Annotated in this window: 15 protein-coding genes; 9 read left to right on the top strand and 6 right to left on the bottom strand. The window is 69.0% G+C overall.

Annotated elements, in window-relative coordinates; genetic code table 11:
- Positions 1–153: 153 nt before the first annotated feature.
- Complete coding sequence (locus IEY56_RS20525) at positions 154–2,040, bottom strand: RiPP maturation radical SAM C-methyltransferase (RefSeq protein ID WP_189038733.1); 1,887 nt, start codon at positions 2,038–2,040, stop codon at positions 154–156.
- 538 nt (positions 2,041–2,578) lie between these two features.
- Here IEY56_RS20525 and arsL point away from each other — a divergent pair.
- The 7 genes from arsL (at position 2,579) to IEY56_RS20560 (ending at position 9,951) form a co-directional block, all read left to right on the top strand.
- Positions 2,579–3,829, top strand: coding sequence for an arsinothricin biosynthesis radical SAM protein ArsL (gene arsL, locus IEY56_RS20530; RefSeq protein WP_189038734.1), 1,251 nt, complete (start codon positions 2,579–2,581; stop codon positions 3,827–3,829).
- Positions 3,830–3,858: 29 nt separating this feature from the next.
- Positions 3,859–5,118: a GNAT family N-acetyltransferase gene (locus IEY56_RS20535; RefSeq protein WP_189038735.1), complete on the top strand. Its 1,260-nt coding sequence runs from the start codon at positions 3,859–3,861 to the stop codon at positions 5,116–5,118.
- 32 nt (positions 5,119–5,150) lie between these two features.
- Positions 5,151–6,257 carry a GTP-binding protein gene (locus IEY56_RS20540; RefSeq protein WP_189038736.1) on the top strand — a complete coding sequence of 369 codons (1,107 nt, stop codon included), beginning with the start codon at positions 5,151–5,153 and terminating at the stop codon, positions 6,255–6,257.
- A 17-nt stretch (positions 6,258–6,274) separates the two neighbouring features.
- The gene (locus IEY56_RS20545) at positions 6,275–7,072 is read left to right on the top strand and encodes a methyltransferase domain-containing protein (RefSeq protein WP_189038737.1); all 798 of its coding nucleotides are present in this window, start codon (positions 6,275–6,277) and stop codon (positions 7,070–7,072) included.
- Between the two features lie 105 nt (positions 7,073–7,177).
- On the top strand, positions 7,178–8,263 hold the full coding sequence (locus tag IEY56_RS20550) for an inorganic phosphate transporter (RefSeq protein WP_189038738.1): 1,086 nt from the start codon (positions 7,178–7,180) through the stop codon (positions 8,261–8,263).
- Between the two features lie 13 nt (positions 8,264–8,276).
- Positions 8,277–8,606, top strand: a complete 330-nt coding sequence (locus IEY56_RS20555) for an ArsR/SmtB family transcription factor (RefSeq protein ID WP_189038739.1) — start codon at positions 8,277–8,279, stop codon at positions 8,604–8,606.
- 67 nt (positions 8,607–8,673) lie between these two features.
- Positions 8,674–9,951, top strand: coding sequence for an ATP-grasp domain-containing protein (locus IEY56_RS20560; protein ID WP_189038740.1), 1,278 nt, complete (start codon positions 8,674–8,676; stop codon positions 9,949–9,951).
- 34 nt (positions 9,952–9,985) lie between these two features.
- Here the strand turns inward: IEY56_RS20560 and IEY56_RS20565 are convergent, their stop codons facing one another.
- Positions 9,986–11,077 carry a permease gene (locus tag IEY56_RS20565; RefSeq protein ID WP_189038741.1) on the bottom strand — a complete coding sequence of 364 codons (1,092 nt, stop codon included), beginning with the start codon at positions 11,075–11,077 and terminating at the stop codon, positions 9,986–9,988.
- A 333-nt stretch (positions 11,078–11,410) separates the two neighbouring features.
- Here IEY56_RS20565 and IEY56_RS20570 point away from each other — a divergent pair, with 333 nt between their 5' ends.
- Positions 11,411–11,737 (top strand): ArsR/SmtB family transcription factor, encoded by a 327-nt coding sequence (locus IEY56_RS20570; RefSeq protein WP_189038742.1) that lies wholly within the window; start codon positions 11,411–11,413, stop codon positions 11,735–11,737.
- A 47-nt stretch (positions 11,738–11,784) separates the two neighbouring features.
- Here IEY56_RS20570 and IEY56_RS20575 read toward each other — a convergent pair whose 3' ends face one another.
- The 3 genes from IEY56_RS20575 to IEY56_RS20585 all read right to left on the bottom strand — a co-directional run bounded on the left by IEY56_RS20575 (position 11,785) and on the right by IEY56_RS20585 (position 14,285).
- Positions 11,785–12,189 (bottom strand): arsenate reductase ArsC, encoded by a 405-nt coding sequence (locus IEY56_RS20575; RefSeq protein ID WP_189038743.1) that lies wholly within the window; start codon positions 12,187–12,189, stop codon positions 11,785–11,787.
- 289 nt (positions 12,190–12,478) lie between these two features.
- The gene (locus IEY56_RS20580; RefSeq protein ID WP_189038744.1) at positions 12,479–13,540 is read right to left on the bottom strand and encodes a hypothetical protein; all 1,062 of its coding nucleotides are present in this window, start codon (positions 13,538–13,540) and stop codon (positions 12,479–12,481) included.
- A 388-nt stretch (positions 13,541–13,928) separates the two neighbouring features.
- Positions 13,929–14,285 (bottom strand): ArsR/SmtB family transcription factor, encoded by a 357-nt coding sequence (locus tag IEY56_RS20585; RefSeq protein ID WP_189038745.1) that lies wholly within the window; start codon positions 14,283–14,285, stop codon positions 13,929–13,931.
- A gap of 359 nt (positions 14,286–14,644) precedes the next feature.
- Here IEY56_RS20585 and IEY56_RS20590 point away from each other — a divergent pair, with 359 nt between their 5' ends.
- Complete coding sequence (locus IEY56_RS20590) at positions 14,645–15,115, top strand: ArsI/CadI family heavy metal resistance metalloenzyme (RefSeq protein ID WP_189038746.1); 471 nt, start codon at positions 14,645–14,647, stop codon at positions 15,113–15,115.
- 291 nt (positions 15,116–15,406) lie between these two features.
- On the opposite strand, the gene IEY56_RS20595 is transcribed toward IEY56_RS20590, so the two are convergent.
- A complete protein-coding gene (locus IEY56_RS20595; RefSeq protein ID WP_189038747.1) occupies positions 15,407–16,450 on the bottom strand; it encodes a hypothetical protein in 1,044 nt (347 codons plus the stop codon).
- Positions 16,451–16,593 lie beyond the last annotated feature (143 nt).

Consider the following 16,593-nt stretch of genomic DNA (forward strand, 5'->3'; position numbering starts at 1 on the left):
GCGTTCGACGGCAAGTCGTTGACCGTCCCCCTCCATCCCGTTGCTGAACGCCGAAGCCGGTGCTCACCAGCGTGATGTCCGTTGCCCGAGGTCGGGGACCGCTGCAGTGCGCCCGCTGCCCAGGCTCGTACCCGGCCGGCGCTGCTCGCTCCTCTACAGGTGCGGGTTGTCCGGGAGCGCGAGTGCGAGGTACTTGCCGTCCTCGGAGATCATCACGCCGCTGTCGCAGCACTCGTCGAGGAACGCGGAGACCTCGGCCAGCGCCACGTCGGCGCCGGCGTCGAGGAGGTCCTGGTGGAGGCGCTTGGCGCTGTGGGCGGTGTCGCCGCACGCCTCGTACGCCTCTGCCCGCCAGCCGTCGAGTACGGTGCGCTGCTCCTGGCCGGAGCGCCGGTCGACGATGTCGACGCGCGCGGGAAGACGGCGGTAGGTGAGAGACGGGGGTTCCTGTTCACGCCACACGGCCCGCCACCCACCGACCGCGCCGTAGAGCTCCTCGCGAGCGCTCTGTGAGGCAACGGCATCCGTGTCGTAGTCGAAGTAGTACGCGATCTTGGAATGGTCGAGGGTGTCCGGATAGATGTAGCCGTAGCAGGAGCGGGGACGCACGTTCGACAGGCCGAGGGACGGATCGGTGAAGTACGGGCTGAAGCGCTCCAGCCAGATCACGCCGCCGCAGGCCGGGGGCTGCAGGTGGTGCAGCAGCGGCACCAGCGCCGCCTGCTCCTGGTAGTCGGCGTCGGTCTCGCCGGGGAAGCCGCTGAGGATGTTCCAGTCGACGGTGATGCCGTGGTAGCGCGCCCACTTCAGCAGCCGGACGTTGATCAGCTGGGTGGAGCCTTTCCGCATCAGGTCGAGGATGTGGCTGCTCAGGCTCTCGATGCCCGGCTGGATGCGGTTGATCCCGGCCCGCTTGAGGACGGCGAGCTGCGCGCGGGTCAGGTTCGCCTTGACCTCGTAGAAGATCTCGACGTCCCAGTGCCGGGACGCGAGGTCCGTGCACAGCGTCGTCAGGTGCTTCATGTCGAGGATGTTGTCCACTGCCTCGACGTGGGCGACAGGATGCGCACGCAGCAGGCTTTCGAGTTCTTCCAGCGCCCGGGCGCCCGACTTGGGACGGAAGCCCATGCCGAGTGCGTTGAGGCCGCAGAAGGTGCAGTGGTGCTTCTGTCCCCACCAGCAGCCGCGGGAGAACTCGACGAGCAGCTTGACCTCCGCGTCGCCCAGGACTGCTGTTTCGCCGTGCCGGCGCAGGCTTGTGAAGTAGTCCGAATAGTCCGGGGCGGGGAGCGTGTCGAGGTCCTGCGTGCGCGGGGACTCTCCGGTCGGCGCGGTCGCCCCTCTGGATCGCACTCCGGGAACACCTGCGCCGTCGCCGGCGGCGATGCGGTGCAGGAGCGTGGGGAAGGCGATGTCTCCTTCTCCCGTCACGACGTGGTCGATCCAGGGGAGGGCCGTGAGGTACTCCTGGCCCATCTCCCCGTCGAAGTTGGCGCCGCCGTAGACGACGGTCAGCTCGGGGTGTCTCTCCTTCAGGATGCGGCCCATGGCGAGTGAGGCGGTGTTCTGCAGGAAGGTCGAGGAGAAGCCGACGACGTCGTAGGACGCCCAGTCGATCTCCTCTGCGCAGCGGGCCAGCCACTGCGGCAGGACTTCACGGCGCAGAGCGCTGATCTCGGGGCGGCCTCCTCCGGTGACGTCCCTCCAGATGTTCTCCACCTCGGGGAACTCCGCGTAGTAGTCCTCCTCGGGCCGGACATCACCGAGGGCGGCGTAGGAGAAGAGCCACTCGCCGAACTGGTGGAGGCGCTCGCCGCCCGCCTCGGCGATGCCGGTGTACGTCGCCGGTCCCACGACGGCCGCCAGCTCGACGTTCAGGTAGTGCACCGCGCAGTCGTGGCCCGCCTCCCGCACGACGGATGCGAGCAGTCCGCACTGGATGGAGGGCGTATCGGAGCGCGCCCACGGCATGTTGACGAGTGCGACCCGGAGTCGCCGCGCCGGAGCACCGAGCGTCTGCTGCGGCTGGGGTGATGCCACGAGGGGGAGCGTCTTCGGCGACATGCCAGTCCTCTCATGTCCGGTTCTGTCCGTGTCGGCGTCGCGAAGTACGGGGTGCGGACACGCCGAGTGGGGCCGTGGTTCGAACTGGGTCTGGCTTGGGGAGTCCGTCAGGAGTGTAGGGACGCCTCCGTCGCGTGGGAAGACCTCGGCACGGGATCACGATCGAAGGATGCCGATGGAGTATCACGGGGGCACCACACGAGTCACCGGCTGCGCAAAGCACGCCTTCCCAGGGCGGCACCGGTCACAGGGCCGGAGGACGAGCGAGCTCAATTCGACTTCTGAAGTCGGCACATGATGAATTTCGGCAGCATGACGGAACTCCCGAAGGGCTCCCAGCGAACCGGTGCCGAGGCTTGCCATGACACGGGTGCAGCGATGGACTCCGTATCGGTCTATTGACATGTATCGCTAGAGGCGGCAGTGTTCCGGCCGTCCCGAGCCTTCGCACACCGACGGCACAGCGCGTTTCGCACGGTTCGCTTTCTTGGATTGACTCACTCCCGGGGGAAGTGTGACTCAGCCACGTGTGCTCGTCGCCTCCGCTTTCGAAGCGGAGATGCAGCCTCTGACCTGTGCGTACGCGGCGGCCTCCCTGCAGGCTCACAGCGTGGAGACCGTCGGCTGGGACGCGCATTTCCAGCCCGACGCCGCCCCTGAGGGCCCGTTCGACCTGGTGCTGGTGTCGGTCCAGCAGTTCGAGGGTCTGGAACGGGGACTGAGCCTGGCGGGCGAGCTGAAGGAGCGTTACGCCACGACCGTCGTCGCATTCGGTCAGTACGCGCAGATGAACCACCGCGAGTTCCTCGATGCGGCGGACGCCGTCGTCATGGAAGAACCCGAGCTCATCAGCGAGGAGTTGTCCGGTCTGGCGCGCGGAACTCTCGGCCTGCACGCGGTCCCGGCCCTGATGACGTCGCGCGGCATGCGTCCGAGGCCGCCCCGCCGCCGGATCTCCGTATCAGCGCCGGACCGGGACCTCTTCCCCTCTCTCGTCCACTACCCTGCCCATCACTCGCCCTTCGGGCTGATGGGGAACATCGAGGCGTCCCGCGGCTGCCACCACAAGTGCACTTACTGCTCCGTCTACGGCGCCTACGACGGCGGAATCGCCGTCTACGAGTCGGACAGCGTCCTGGCCGACGCACTCCAGCTCGCCGACGAGGGCGTACGCCACTTCTGCTTCATCGACGCGGAGTTCTTCAACTCCCGCACCATCGGCGCAGGAATCGTGGAACGGCTCGTGGACGCCGTCGGGCCCCTCACCTTCGAGTTCACCACCCGCGTCGACCACGTCCTCAGCTACCCCCGTGAGCTGGAGAGACTGGTCTCCCTCGGGCTGCGCCGCGTCACCTGCGCACTGGAGTTCCCCTCCGACCGCATCCTGCGCATCTTCGACAAGCACATAGACGTCGACCACATGCGCCAGGCGGTCGTCGAGGCCAAGCGCATCGGCTTCGAGCTGTATCCGACCTTCATCCCCTTCACCCCCTGGGTCGAGTACGACGAGCTGCTCGGCTTCGAGGACTGGCTGGTCGATGCGGACCTCGCCCACGTGACCGACCCCACGGCCCTCCAGACCCGGCTGCTGCTGTTCAAGGGGTCGCCTCTGCTGTCCTCACCGTGGATGGAGGACATCGCGACCGTCGACCGCGGCTTCTGGACGGAGTGGAGGCACCCCGACAGGCGGGTCGAAGAGCTGTGGCAGCAACGAAGATCGGACGCGGAGGACGCGGGCAGGGTCCGTTGCTGCGTGAAGTGCTGACCGGTCCCTCCCACCCGAAGGAGCCCGAGATGGGCGGATCACCCCGCGTCGTCGTCTCCACCGGCCAGGCTCTTCCGCGGATGGCCTGGTCCGAGGAGCTCACCGACCTCACCGACGTCTGGCCGTACCTGGGCCCCACCTGGCTGGCGGCCACCGAGAAAGTCCTCCCTGAAGCCCAGCCTTGGCACACCGTCGCCACCCGCGCCCGAGGCGAACTGGCCGTCCTCCCCGGATACGTCATCGCGGAACCCCCGGCAGTGGACCACGAGCCCCGTACCTATCTGGGCTGGCAGGCACCCACGGGCGAGGAGGTCTGCTGCGGTGCTGAGACGGACTCCGCGCGCAGCGCCGAGATCGACGCGCTCGGCACCGACCCGTTCTTCCCCACCCTTCTGCTGGGCTCCCCGCTCGGCTACCGCACAGACCTCGCCTACAACTTCTGGACACCCACGCTGGTGGGAACGCTCGTGGAGAAGCTTCTGCCGGCGGCGTTCGACGCGGGCATCCGCTGCGTCCTCGCACCGTGGATCCCCGACCGGCGCGTCGGCCGGGACCTGGTGACCGCCCTCGACGCCGCCGGCGCACACCACACCTTCTGGGGCTATGAGGACTACCTGAGCCTGGACGCCCCGGACTGGGAAGGCCATCTCGCCGCGCTCCCGTTGAAGAAGCGCCAGCGCATCAAAGCGGACGTCCGCAAGGCCGCGGCCGCGGGCCTCACCATCGAGCGGGTGGACGGCACCGGCATCCGCCCGTATGTGGAGCGCATCGCGGAGCTGACCTGCCTCAACCGGGAGAAGAACGGTGCGGGCGAGGAGCCCGGCCACATCGCCGGCATCCTCACGGCACTCATCGACGAGGGAGCGGACGTACGAGCCTACCTCGGACGCAAGAACGGCGAGCTGATCGCGAGTTGCATCACCATACGCAAGCAGCACCGGCTCTTCCCCAAGTGGGCGGGTTTCGACTACGCGGCCATCGGCGAGCGCAGCGGCGTCTACTTCGCCCTCGTCCTCGACGCCCCCGTGCGCGACGCCTACGCCGAAGGGCTGCGGACCGTCGAGTTCGGTGCGGGCGCCCATCGGGCGAAGGTTCTGCGCGGTTGCACGCCCCGCGCCAAGACCACCTCGCTGCTGCTCGCCGACCCGGACCTGCGTCCCCGGGCCGCTGCCTGGCTCGACGCGTTCGGCTCGGGCAGGCGCAGCGCGTTCGGGGACGCGGTTCCGGCCCCTCCCGCCTCCCTGCCGCTGACGAACACGTCCTCCGGCGGCTGCTGCTCCGCAGGCTGAACCGGCCACCGACTCACGAGACGGGGACACACATGATCACTTTCATTCCGCTCACCGGATTCCTGGGAGCGGGCAAGACCACCACCATGACCACGACCGCCCTGGCCCTGGAGGAGAAGGGCCACCGGGTCGCCGTCATCACCAACGACCAGGGTGTGGAGCTTGTAGACACCCACCTGGTGCGCAGCAAGCTCGACAGCGTCGCCGAGGTCACCGGCGGATGCTTCTGCTGCAAGTTCGAGGACCTCGTCGAGGCAGTGGTCGCGCTCACGGAATCCGACGGCGTCGACACCGTCATCGCCGAGGCCGTCGGCAGCTGCACCGACCTGCAGGCCACCGTCGTACGGCCGCTGCGCCGCTACTACGGCGAGAACATGGTCGTCGCGCCTCTGACAACGGTCGTCGACCCGCTGCGGCACCGGGCCTTCGAGCGGGCGGCGCAGCGAGGCGAGCCGGAGTCGGACCTGTCCTACCTCTTCCGGCAGCAGCTCACCGAGGCCGACGTGATCGCCGTGAACAAGCTCGACACGATCCCCGCCGGCCAGGCCGGGGAGTTGCTCCTCGGGCTGCGGAAGCAGTACGGCGACGCCGCCGTCGTGGGCTACTCGGCGACGACAGGCGAAGGCGTGGACACGCTCCTGACCGCCTGGGAGGCCCCCGCCGGGAACCAGGCGGTGGATCTGGACGTCGACTACGACCGGTACGCCGCCGCCGAGGCCCAGCTGGCCTGGATGAACCAGGAAGTCGAACTGTCCGCTGTTGAAGGGGAGTTCGACGCGACAGAGTGGGCCCGTACCGTCCTCGCCCGTCTGTCCGGCTGGGCAGCGGAACAGGGCGCGGTGGTGGGACACGCGAAGCTCACCGTGGAGGTCGGCGACGGCGAGTTCGCCAAGCTGAGTCTCACCGAAGCGGGGGCGGAGCCCACCGTGGACCGCACCCCGGCTTCGGCTGCGGGCGGCGCCCGCGCGGTGATCAACGCCCGCGTGGCCTGCGAGCCGGACGACCTCGACCGCGCCGTCACCGATGCCGTGGCAGCAGCCGACCAGACCACCGGGGCCCGCTCCTCAGCCACCTCGCCGGTCTCCTTCAAGCCCGGCTACCCCCGTCCCGTGCACCGCCTCGCCCCCGCGGGCGCCTGATCCGAAGGACCCGTTCCATGACCGACACATCCACGGGCACCGCCGCGAAGCTCCAGGACGAGGTGCGTGCGTACTACCGAGCGAAGGCCGACGAGGCCGGGACGAACGGGTCCTGCTGCTCACCCGACCCGGAGACCTTCGGCCCTGCCGCTTACCAGGACGTCCGTCCGGGGGCGGCGACGGACGCGGCCCTCCTGGCCAGCCTGGGCTGCGGCAACCCCACCGCCGTGGCCGAACTGCGCGAGGGCGAGACCGTATTGGATTTGGGGTCCGGGGCGGGCCTGGACGTCATTCTCAGCTCCCGCCGTGTCGGGCCCGACGGGAGGGTATTCGGCCTGGACTTCCTCGAGGAGATGCTCGCCCTGGCCGCCGCCAACGTGGCGGACGCCGAAGCGGACAATGTGGTGCTCCTCAAGGGCACCATCGAGGCGATCCCCCTGCCGGCCGCGACCGTCGACGTGATCATCTCCAACTGCGTCATCAACCTGTCCGTCGACAAGCCCGCCGTGTTCGCCGAGATGTCCCGGGTCCTGGCACCGGGCGGACGCCTCGGCATCAGCGACGTCGTCGCCGAGGACCGCCTCAGCCCCGAGGAACGCGCCGAGCGCGGAAGCCACAGCGAATGCATCGCCGGCGCCCTCTCCGTCTCCGAGTACCTGGAACTCCTGACCGCTGTGGGGCTGGAAGACGCCGAGGTCGACTTCGTCCAAGAAGCCGCGGACGGCCTGCATGCCGCGATCGTCCGGGCCCGCAAACCGGCTGACGTCCGGACGGAACCCGCCCCGCAGGGCGCTGGAGGTGGCACCTGCTGCTGAGCCGAACGGCACGCCCGGAGCCGTGCCGGTGAGCGCACGTCCTCACCCGCCTCAGCGGCCCCGGTGTCCAGTGGTCCTTCCTTCGCCTGCGATGGAGACACCGCCATGTCTTTCACCACCGTGCTCGTCCTTGTGCTCGTCGCCGCGCTGGCCGCGGCCAACGGCGGCAACGACGTCCCCAAGGGCGTCGCCACTCTCGCGGGAGCGGGGGTGACGAAGTACCGCACGGCCATCCTCTGGGGGACCGTGACCACGTTCGCCGGGTGCGTCTGCTCGCTGGCGCTCGCCGAGAAGATGACGAAGCTCTTCTCCAAAGGCATCGTCACAGCCGAGCCGACCGAGGCGTTCGCCGTCGCAGTGCTGGCCGGCACCGTCAGCTGGGTCGCCCTGGCCACGGTCCTCCGTCTGCCGGTCTCCACGACGCACGCCCTGATCGGCGCGCTGCTGGGCGCGGGGATGCTGTTCGCCTCCAGCAGCATCGCCTGGAGCGCCATCCCCATGAAGCTGGTGATCCCGCTGCTCGTCAGCGTCGGCGTCGCCTACGGGATATCGCTGCTGCTGGCGCTCGTCTTCCGCAACGGCAAGAGGACCGGTGCGCAGGAGACATCCGCAACGGACGGCCCCGGCGTGGAGTCCCTCCCGGGCCCGGGCGGCGCTCCCGGCGCTGCAGCGGTTCTCACACCTGAGGCCTCCGCTGTCTCCTCCCGCGCCGCCACCGCCGAGGGCCCAGGCTGCAGACTGACCGCGCTCCACTGGACGACCAGCGGCGCCACCGGCTTCGCCCGGGGCCTCAACGACACTCCGAAGATCGTGGCCATCGGCGCCTTCGCCCTCGTACCGGCCGGGATGACGACGTGGCAGGTGGCGCTGCTGGTCGCCGTCGCGATGGCGGTGGGTTCCCTCACCGCCGGCATGCGCGTGGCCGAACGGCTGGGCGAGGGCGTCATCCGCATGAACCACAAGGAAGGGTTCCTGGCCAACCTCACCACGGCCACGCTGGTCGGCCTCGGCGCCGGCTACGGACTTCCCATGTCCACCACGCACACCTCGACCGGTGCCATCGCCGGATCGGCCGGGGCCGACGTCAGCCGGCTGAGCGGCAAGACCCTCCGCGACTTCCTCATCGCCTGGATCGTCACCCCGCCCTTCGCGGCGGCAGTCGCGGCAGTCGTCTTCCTGATCGCCCGTTAGGGGCCTGTCACCCGTGTCCGATCGTCCACTCGCCCACGAGACCCTCACCGAGTACGCCGGCTGGTTCCGGGCCCTGTCCGACCCCACCCGCATCCTCATCGTCGACTTCCTGACCCGACAGCCGCGTCCCGTCCCGGCGGGCGCCGTCGTGGATCACCTGAGGATGAGCCAGCCCACCGTCTCCCACCACCTGCGGACGCTCCACCAGGTGAGGATCGTGACCCGCCACCGCGCGGGCGCCAACATGCTCTACGCGATCGACGCCCGGTGCTCGACCGAACTGCCGCGAGCTGCCGCCGAACTGCTCGGCGCAGCTCGCAGGCAGAGATCCCCCGCGCAGTAGCCCCCGCTCCTACCGATCGCCCATCCGCACGCGGCCTCACCGCAGCCCCGAGAGGACGACGCACCACATGCCCACCCCGGAGCAGCCCGCCCAGCCGGAAACCGCCGACGAATCCGCGCCCCTGCTCCTGCTCATCGGCAGCGGCGACCGCCGGTACCGCGAATACATGGTGGCCGCGGTCGCCCGCCACTTCAGGCTCTGGCTGCTCGACGCCCCGGATCCCACGTGGCAGCTCCCCTACGTTCAGGGCACCACCCAGGTCGACACCCGTGCCCCGGAGGCCCTCCACGCCGCTGCTGGCCCCGTGACCGCCCGGCACACCGTGGCCGGCGTCTTCACCTACGACGAATCACTCGTGCACTCCAGCGCCCGGCTCGCACAGAGGCTCGATCTGCCGGGCGCATCACCCGAAGCCGTGCTCGCCTGCCGCGACAAGGCGACCACCCGGGACCTGCTGACCGGGGCAGGCGTGCCCCAGCCCGCCTCCACTCCCGTCACCACCGCGGAGGAGGCCCGGAAGGCAGCCGACTCCATCGGCTATCCCGTGGTGGTGAAGGCCCGCGGCCTGGGCGGAAGTATCGGCGTCATACGCGTGGACGGCCCCGCCTCGGTGGAGGAGGCCTTCCACTCGGCAGCCTCCGCGCAGTGGCCGGGCGTACCCCGCTACGCCGCCGACGTCCTGGTCGAGGAGTACCTCACGGGCCCGGAGATCAGTGTCGACTCCGTCGTCGCCTCCGGAGCCGTGACCCCCATGGTCCTCGCGCGCAAACAGGTCGGCATGGAGCCCTACTTCGAGGAGACGGGCCACACCGTTGACGCCGCCGACCCCCTGCTGAGCGACGCGGATCTCACGGATCAGCTCGATCGCGTCCACCGGGCGCTCGGCTTCGAACACGGCGCCACCCACGCGGAGTTCAAGCTCACCCTCGACGGGCCGCGGCTCGTCGAGCTCAACGCTCGCCTCGGCGGCGACTTCATCCCCTACCTGGGAATGCTCGCGACCGGCACGGACCCTTCCGTCGCTGCCGCGAGCGTCGCAGCCGGCCTCGTCCCGGACACGAACCCGAAGACGAGACGTACCGCGGCCATCCGCTTCCTGTACCCGGAAGCCGACTGCCAGGCGGTCGAGACCGTCGTACGCACGGACCTGCTGGGGCCGACCGTTCACAAGGCGGTGGCCACCGCCCCGCCCGGGGCGAGGCTGGCCCTCCCGCCGCGCGGCTACATGTCCCGCTTCGGCCACGTGATCGCCGTCGGAGACGATCCCGACCAGGTGGCTGCGGACCTGGCCGATCCGCGTCGGCTCATAGAACTGCGGTCGCGCCCCCTCGATGAGGAGGCGTGAGACCGACGGGCCCGGGGGGAGAGGCCCGTCGGTCTCACATGAAGGGGAGGGCTACCAGGCCGAGCCCGATGCTCCCTATGAAGCCCACCCCGAGGTAGAAGGCGAAGACCGGCAGTTTCACGACGCTCTTCACGGCCACCATCGCCGGAATCGTCGTCACCGCACCGCCCAGCAGGAACGTCACCCCCGCGGCACCGACCATCCCCTGGTTCAGAAGGCCCTCGACGACGGGGATGGCTCCGACGCCGTTGAGGTAGAGCGGGACGCTCACGGCCCCCGCGAGCAGCACGGAGACCACGCCCTCCGTGCCCAGGAGGGAGGAGACGATGTCGCCCGGCACGTAGCGGATGATCAGCGCCTCCAGGACGATGGCCAGCAGCAGCCACCGCCCCAGATGGATCGAGTCGCCCCAGATCTCCTTGAGGATCTCCACGGGCTTGAGGTTCTTCACGTCCCGCCGGACCAGCACGCGCCACGGTGTCCCGTCGTCGTCCGCCAGCGGGTCCGAGTCGGCCCTCGCGGAAGCGGGACAACCGCCCTGGGGAGCTGTTTCCTCAGCGGTCGCCGTGGAGCCGGCGCCTCCTGCGGCCACCGCCGCGGGCGCCTGGGCGGTCGAGCAGGCCGTCGCAGCGGCACCGGGATCGGTATCGCCGCACGTCGCTTCAGCGGTCCGCGGCTTCGAGGCCGCCAGCAGCGGATCCCGGAAACGCCCTCGCCGCTCCAGCGCGAGAACGATCAGACCGGCTCCGAAACTGAGAATCAGCGCTCCCACCAGCCGCGCCGTGGCCACCGGGAAGCCGAGCTGAGCGGCGGAGAGCGCGTAGATCTCGGGGTCCATCGAGGGGGAGGCGATCCAGAAGGACATCACCGCCGACAGCGGAACGCCCGCGATGAGGAACCGGCGGATCAGCGGGATGACGGTGAAGGAGCAGAACGGGCTGAAGGCACCGATGGCCGTCACGACCGCGACCCCCGCGATCCCGCGCCGGGAGAAGCTGCGCCTGGCGACCACGTCGATGGAGAGCCGCTGCACCGATATGCCGAGGATGACAGCGACCAGGAACCACGGGAGGTAGTGCAGGATCTCCCGCAGGATGAACACGACGAGCGCCTGCACTTCACTCACTGGGGACCCCTGTGGGCTGGACGACATGCTGGCAGCCGAGCGGGAGACCGGGCTCCGCAACTCCGGGATGCGACGCCGGGACCTCGGTTCATCGAATATCGAAGATAGACGATGGAGTAAGTCGGCGCCACCGCTCATCTCTCATCGGCGGTCCGGGCCGGCCCGAGCCGGGACCTACTGCGCAAGACTCCGCTCACAAGAGCAATACCAGGGTGTTCCTTGAGAAGCAGCGCCCAGAACCGGCCACTCCCGAACACCTGCGGACCAAAGTGGAATCCGGCCTTCTGGCCTGTGCACTCAATCGGCTAACATCGATAAGTAATGAGCGGCACCATGAACGCACAGCTGATCGACCGGAGCACGGCCGAGTCCTACGCGACCTGGTTCAAGGCCCTGTCCGATCCGACGCGTGTGCAGATCCTCAACCTCCTCGCCCTCGCCCAGGAGGCGATGAGTGTCGGAGAGATCGTCGAGAAGGTAGGCGTCGGGCAGTCGACGGTCTCTCACCACCTCAAGCTCCTGGCCGACGTGCGCTTCGTCTTCCGCGAACGCCGGGGGACGTCGATCCTGTACTCGATCAACGTCGCCTGCGTAGCGTGCTTCCCCAGTGCGGCCGACGCCGTCATGGGACGGCCGAGTGCCGCCCGGGACGTCGACTGACACAGCCCGTTGCCGGCCTCGGATCACGTCAGCGGGCGACCGCCGCATCACCCGGGGGCGATGTCGGAGACGAGCTCCTCGATACGGCGCTTGATCTCGTCCCGAATGGGCCGGACGGCCTCGACTCCCTGGCCTGCCGGATCTTCCAGCTTCCAGTCGAGGTAGCGCTTCCCCGGGAAGACGGGACAGACATCGCCGCACCCCATGGTGATGCACACGTCCGAAGCCTGCACAGCATCCACCGTCAGCACCTTCGGCGCCTCACCGGCGAGGTCGATGCCGACCTCGCGCATCGCCTCGACGACCGCGGGGTTGACCGCTTCTGCCGGCGCCGACCCCGCGGAGCGCACCTCGACGCGCTCACCGGCGAGGTGGGTCAGCCAGGCAGCGGCCATCTGTGAACGGCCGGCGTTGTGCACACAGACGAAGAGCACGGAAGGCCTCTCGGACATAGACGGTCCACTCCCCCTGGCCACACGGCCGCACGGCATCAGCGCAATCGGTGTCAGCGTCGATGATGAGGGCAACAGCCCGTGCTGACATCAGTCGAGGCTGAACTGACACCTCCCGGACGTCGATCTGGCCCCGTGCACCGTCTCCGCAGTCCGAGATCTCTCCCGAGCCTGTGCAGCGCGGGCAGACGCGGCTTCATCGTTGCGTGGCGATAAAGGATGAGGACCGCAAACGTCTTCGATCTGCCCCGGAAGCGACCCGAGCCGATCCCCGGTGTCGACCCGGCGCCTACTTGCGAACATGCCCGTTCTCGGCAGGCGGCGGTACTTGCGTGGCCGGGGGTGTGACGGTGCCGGTGGGGGCGGTGCATCCGGGCACGCTGCCTGCCGGGCTGCAGTCGTCCGGTCTGTTGCGGACGACCTTGCTGGCGGTGAGCGCGACCGAGCTGGAGTTCTCGTTGAAGATGCCGCCGCCGGCGGTGATCGCCGTGTTGCGTGTGATCAGACTGCGATCCAGCGTCGCCGTGCTGAAGGAGTTTCTGAGGCCAGCGCCTGTCACAGCGATGTTCTCCCTGAGCGTGGTCGAGTTCAGGTGCAGAGTGCCCGCGAACTGGTTGATACCGCCGCCGCGCAGCGCGGTGTTGCCCTTGACCTCGACGGAGTCCAGGCTCGCGGTGCTTCTGAGGTTCTCCAGGCCGCCGCCGGCGTCGTTGAGCGCCCTGTTGTTGAGCAGCGCCCCGCCTTTCATGATCAGCGTTCCGGGCTGGTCCAGAAGCTGGTTGCGTCCGTTGAGGATCCCGCCGCCGTTCTGGGTCGCGGTGTTGCGCTCGACGGTGCTGCGGTCGAGGTGGAGACGTCCGCCGACGTTGTGGATACCGGCGCTCGTCTCAGCTCGATTGCCCCTGATGACGGTGCGGTTCAGATTCGTCGTCCCGCTGTTCCAGAGGCCGCCCCCGGCGAAGTCCGGCAGGCTGCCGCCGCTGACCGTGAGCGAGTTGAGAGTGAGGGTGCCGCCGGAGAGGACGTGGAAGACGCGGAAGTCCTGCGTGGCGTTCGGCGCCCGGCGGATGGTGGTGTCGCGGCCGGTGATGGTCACCTTCCCGGTGATCTCCGGAAGCCCGTCGTCCGGATTGTCGGGGGCGGTGAGGGTGTAGGTGCAGTGGGACGCGAGGGTGACGCGGCCCCCGTCGGCGTTGGCCTGGGTGATCGCCTTCTTCAGGGCGGGGACGTCGTTACACCGCACATGCGTCCCTCCGGCGGCAGCGCTGGCCGGGCCGACCGGCAGGACCGCGAGGGACAGTCCCACCCCGACCGCAGCCATGACCGGACCGGACCGCGAAGTGATCTTCATCGCGCGACTCCCTCGACGCTGGAGAGTGGAACGGCACATCGCCGGCGTCCAGCAGCCCTGCTGGCCAGCCGCGATGATGAGGTGACGGTTCATCCGTAACCGCAGTCGCAGCGACCTCACCTGGCGTACCGCTGAACGGGCCCGATTCCTGCAGACCTTCACTCCCGGGAGGCCGGTGGCGTCGTACGGCAGGCCGAAGGGGCGGCCGAGCCCATGCGGCCCGTCTGGGAGCGTCGGACTCGGCGCCAACCGACCCGACGGGGCGGCAACAAGGCAAAGAGAACACGGGTGGGAGAAGAGTGTCGTCGGCCGCGAGGCGGTAGCTGGTGCCTCACGGACCCGAGCGCTGACCTTCAACAGCCGCGCGGACGGCCTGACCTGGCCTTCGTCATCCGGAGACGGAGAAGCTGCGCGCCAAGGAGGCCATCACGCTGGGAGCGACGCGGTAATAGACCCAGGTGCCGCGCCTCTCGGACGTCAGGAGCCCGGCTTCACGCAGCTTCTTCAGGTGGTGGCTGACGGTGGGCTGGGAGACCCCGACATCGGAGATGTCACACACGCAGGCCTCCCCATCGGCGTGGGAGGCGATCTGGGAGAAGAGCCGCAGGCGGATCGGGTCTCCGAGCGCTTTGAACATCGCAGAGGCCCGGTCGGCCTCCTCCATGGTCAGCGGCCGCTCGTTCAGCGGTGGGCAGCACGGCTCCACTTCTGCCTGTATCAGCGGCAACGCCTTGCTGTTCGACATAGGTCTATTTTGACACACGTCGAATAGGTGCGCCCTGACCTATACCCCCGGGGTGCGGCCATCGCCACCCCCGCTTATTTCGATACAGATCTAAGTTGACAATCGTCGAAGTAAGTGTGACGCTGACAGCACAAGTCATAGACAGAAGTCAAACCAAGCAGGTGAACCGTCGTGAACGCCTTCACTCCAGCACTCCCACTGAGGTGATCGGAGCCGACCTCTCGCCGCACCCGCGAGGGCCCGTCGACGAGAGCGCGGGCCGTGCGGGAGCCCGGCCCGCGTAGCTTCAAGGAGCCGCCAACTACACGACAAGCAACAACGCGAGACCCGAACGTCACCGCACTACCAGGAGGTGCGTCATGGCACGCCTACAGCTCGCACTGCGCGTCCCTGATCTGGACGCGTCCATCACCTTCTACAGCAAGCTCTTCGGCTCCGAACCGGCGAAAATCCGGGACGGTTACGCCAACTTCGCACTGACCGAGCCGCCCCTCAAGCTGGTGCTCATCGAAGGTGATGCGGGAGAGGAGACCCGCATGGACCACCTCGGAGTGGAAGTCGGATCCTCCGGCGCCGTGAACGACGCCACCGATCGGCTTCGCAAGGCGGGTCTGGCCACCTTCGAGGAGAACGACACCGAGTGCTGCTACGCCCTCCAGGACAAGGTCTGGGTCCACGGCCCCGGCAAGGAACCCTGGGAGGTCTACGTCGTGAAGGCCGACGCCAGCAGCCTCGCAAAGCAGGAGGGCAGCGCGTGCTGCGACGGCGCCGACGAAGAAAAGCAGGACGAGGCCCTCACCCCGGCCGCCGCCACGGGAGGTTGCTGCTGATTTGCGGAGGGAGGCTCTGACGGTCCCCCACCGCAACGGCGGCCGGTCAGACGCCAACCGCCCTTCCGCGCGCCTGGTCTTCCGCTCGGCTTCGTGCAACCCCCCGACCAGGAACGCGGGTTGGGCCTTCCCTGCCGTCCTGCCGGAAAGGCGGAGAGCGGGACCCGTCTCCAGGGTCCCGCTCTCCGTCGTCGTGGTGGCAGTCAGCGCGCCCGCACGGAAAGGTTCAACCCTCCTGCGGCGCGGCCGACTTGCTCACCCGCTCACCACTCGCGCCCTCCCTCCGCGGGATCAGCGCAGGGGCTTGGTGTCGGTGGCCGGCGGCAGCTTCGCGGCGGGCGGAACGGTACGGCCCGCGGGGTCCGAGCAGCCGGCGATGGTGCCCTGGGGCACGCAGTTGTCCGGCCTGTTGCGCACGACCCGGCTGTCGGTGAGCGTGACCTGGCCGTCGGCCTCGTTGATGATGCCGCCGCCGGTGGTGATGGCCGTGTTGCGGGTGACGAGGCTCCGGACCAGCGTCGCCGTGCTGCCGTTGTTCGAGATGCCCCCGCCCGACACAGCGATGTTGTCCCGCACCTCGGTCGACCTCAGACGCAGGGTGGAGCCGATCGTCTGGCGGATGCCGCCGCCCTCGATCGCGGTGTTGCCCCTGACCGAGACGTCGTGCAGGTACGCGGTCCCCGTGATGTTCTCCAGGCCGCCGCCGTTGTTGAGGGCGCGGTTGTCGCGGAGCGCCCCGCCGGTCATCTTCATGGTGCCGTTGCCCGTGTTGAACACTCCGGCGCCCCAGAGGTCCGTGGAGTTGCGCTCGGCGGTGCTGCGGTCGAGGTTCAGCTTGCCGCCGGTGTTGTAGAGGCCACCGCCCATCTCGGCGTGGTTGCCCCTGACCGTCGTCCGGTTCAGGTTCAGCGTGCCGTCCTCGTTCGCGACGCCGCCGCCGTTGTCGTCGGCGAGCGAACCTCCGCTGATCCGGAGGGAGTTCAGGGTCAGCGTGCCCCCGGAGACCACGTGGAGGATGCGGAAGTCCTGGGTGGCGTTCGGGGCACGCCGGATCGTGGTGTCGCGGCCGGTCAGGGTCACGTTCCCGGTGATCTCGGGAAGGCCGTCGTCCGCGTTGTCGGGGGCGGTCAGGTTGTAAGTGCAGCGGGACGCGAGGGTGATCCGTCCGCCGCTGGTGTTCGCCTTGGCGATGGCCGCCTTCAGTGCGGGGATGTTGTTGCAGGGGACGCGGGTGGTCGGCGACTGCGCGAACGCCTGTCCGGCGGGCAGGAGGGTGAGGCACAGGCCGAGGCCCGTGACTGCGGTGAGAGTGGCGCGTCTGAGCGTGTCAGTCATGCGGCTTCCCTTGGCTGGGGGGTGGGCAGGGGTACGCGGGTCACGCGATACGGCGGCGTCCGGTCCTGAGCAGCCTTCGACCTGTGCGCCGCTGATCACCACTCAGAGATATACGAAGTGCGCATTACGCGCATATCGGGATC

It is taken from the genome of Streptomyces daqingensis (genome assembly GCF_014645895.1).
In the GTDB taxonomy this organism is placed as follows: Bacteria; Actinomycetota; Actinomycetes; order Streptomycetales; family Streptomycetaceae; genus Streptomyces; species Streptomyces daqingensis.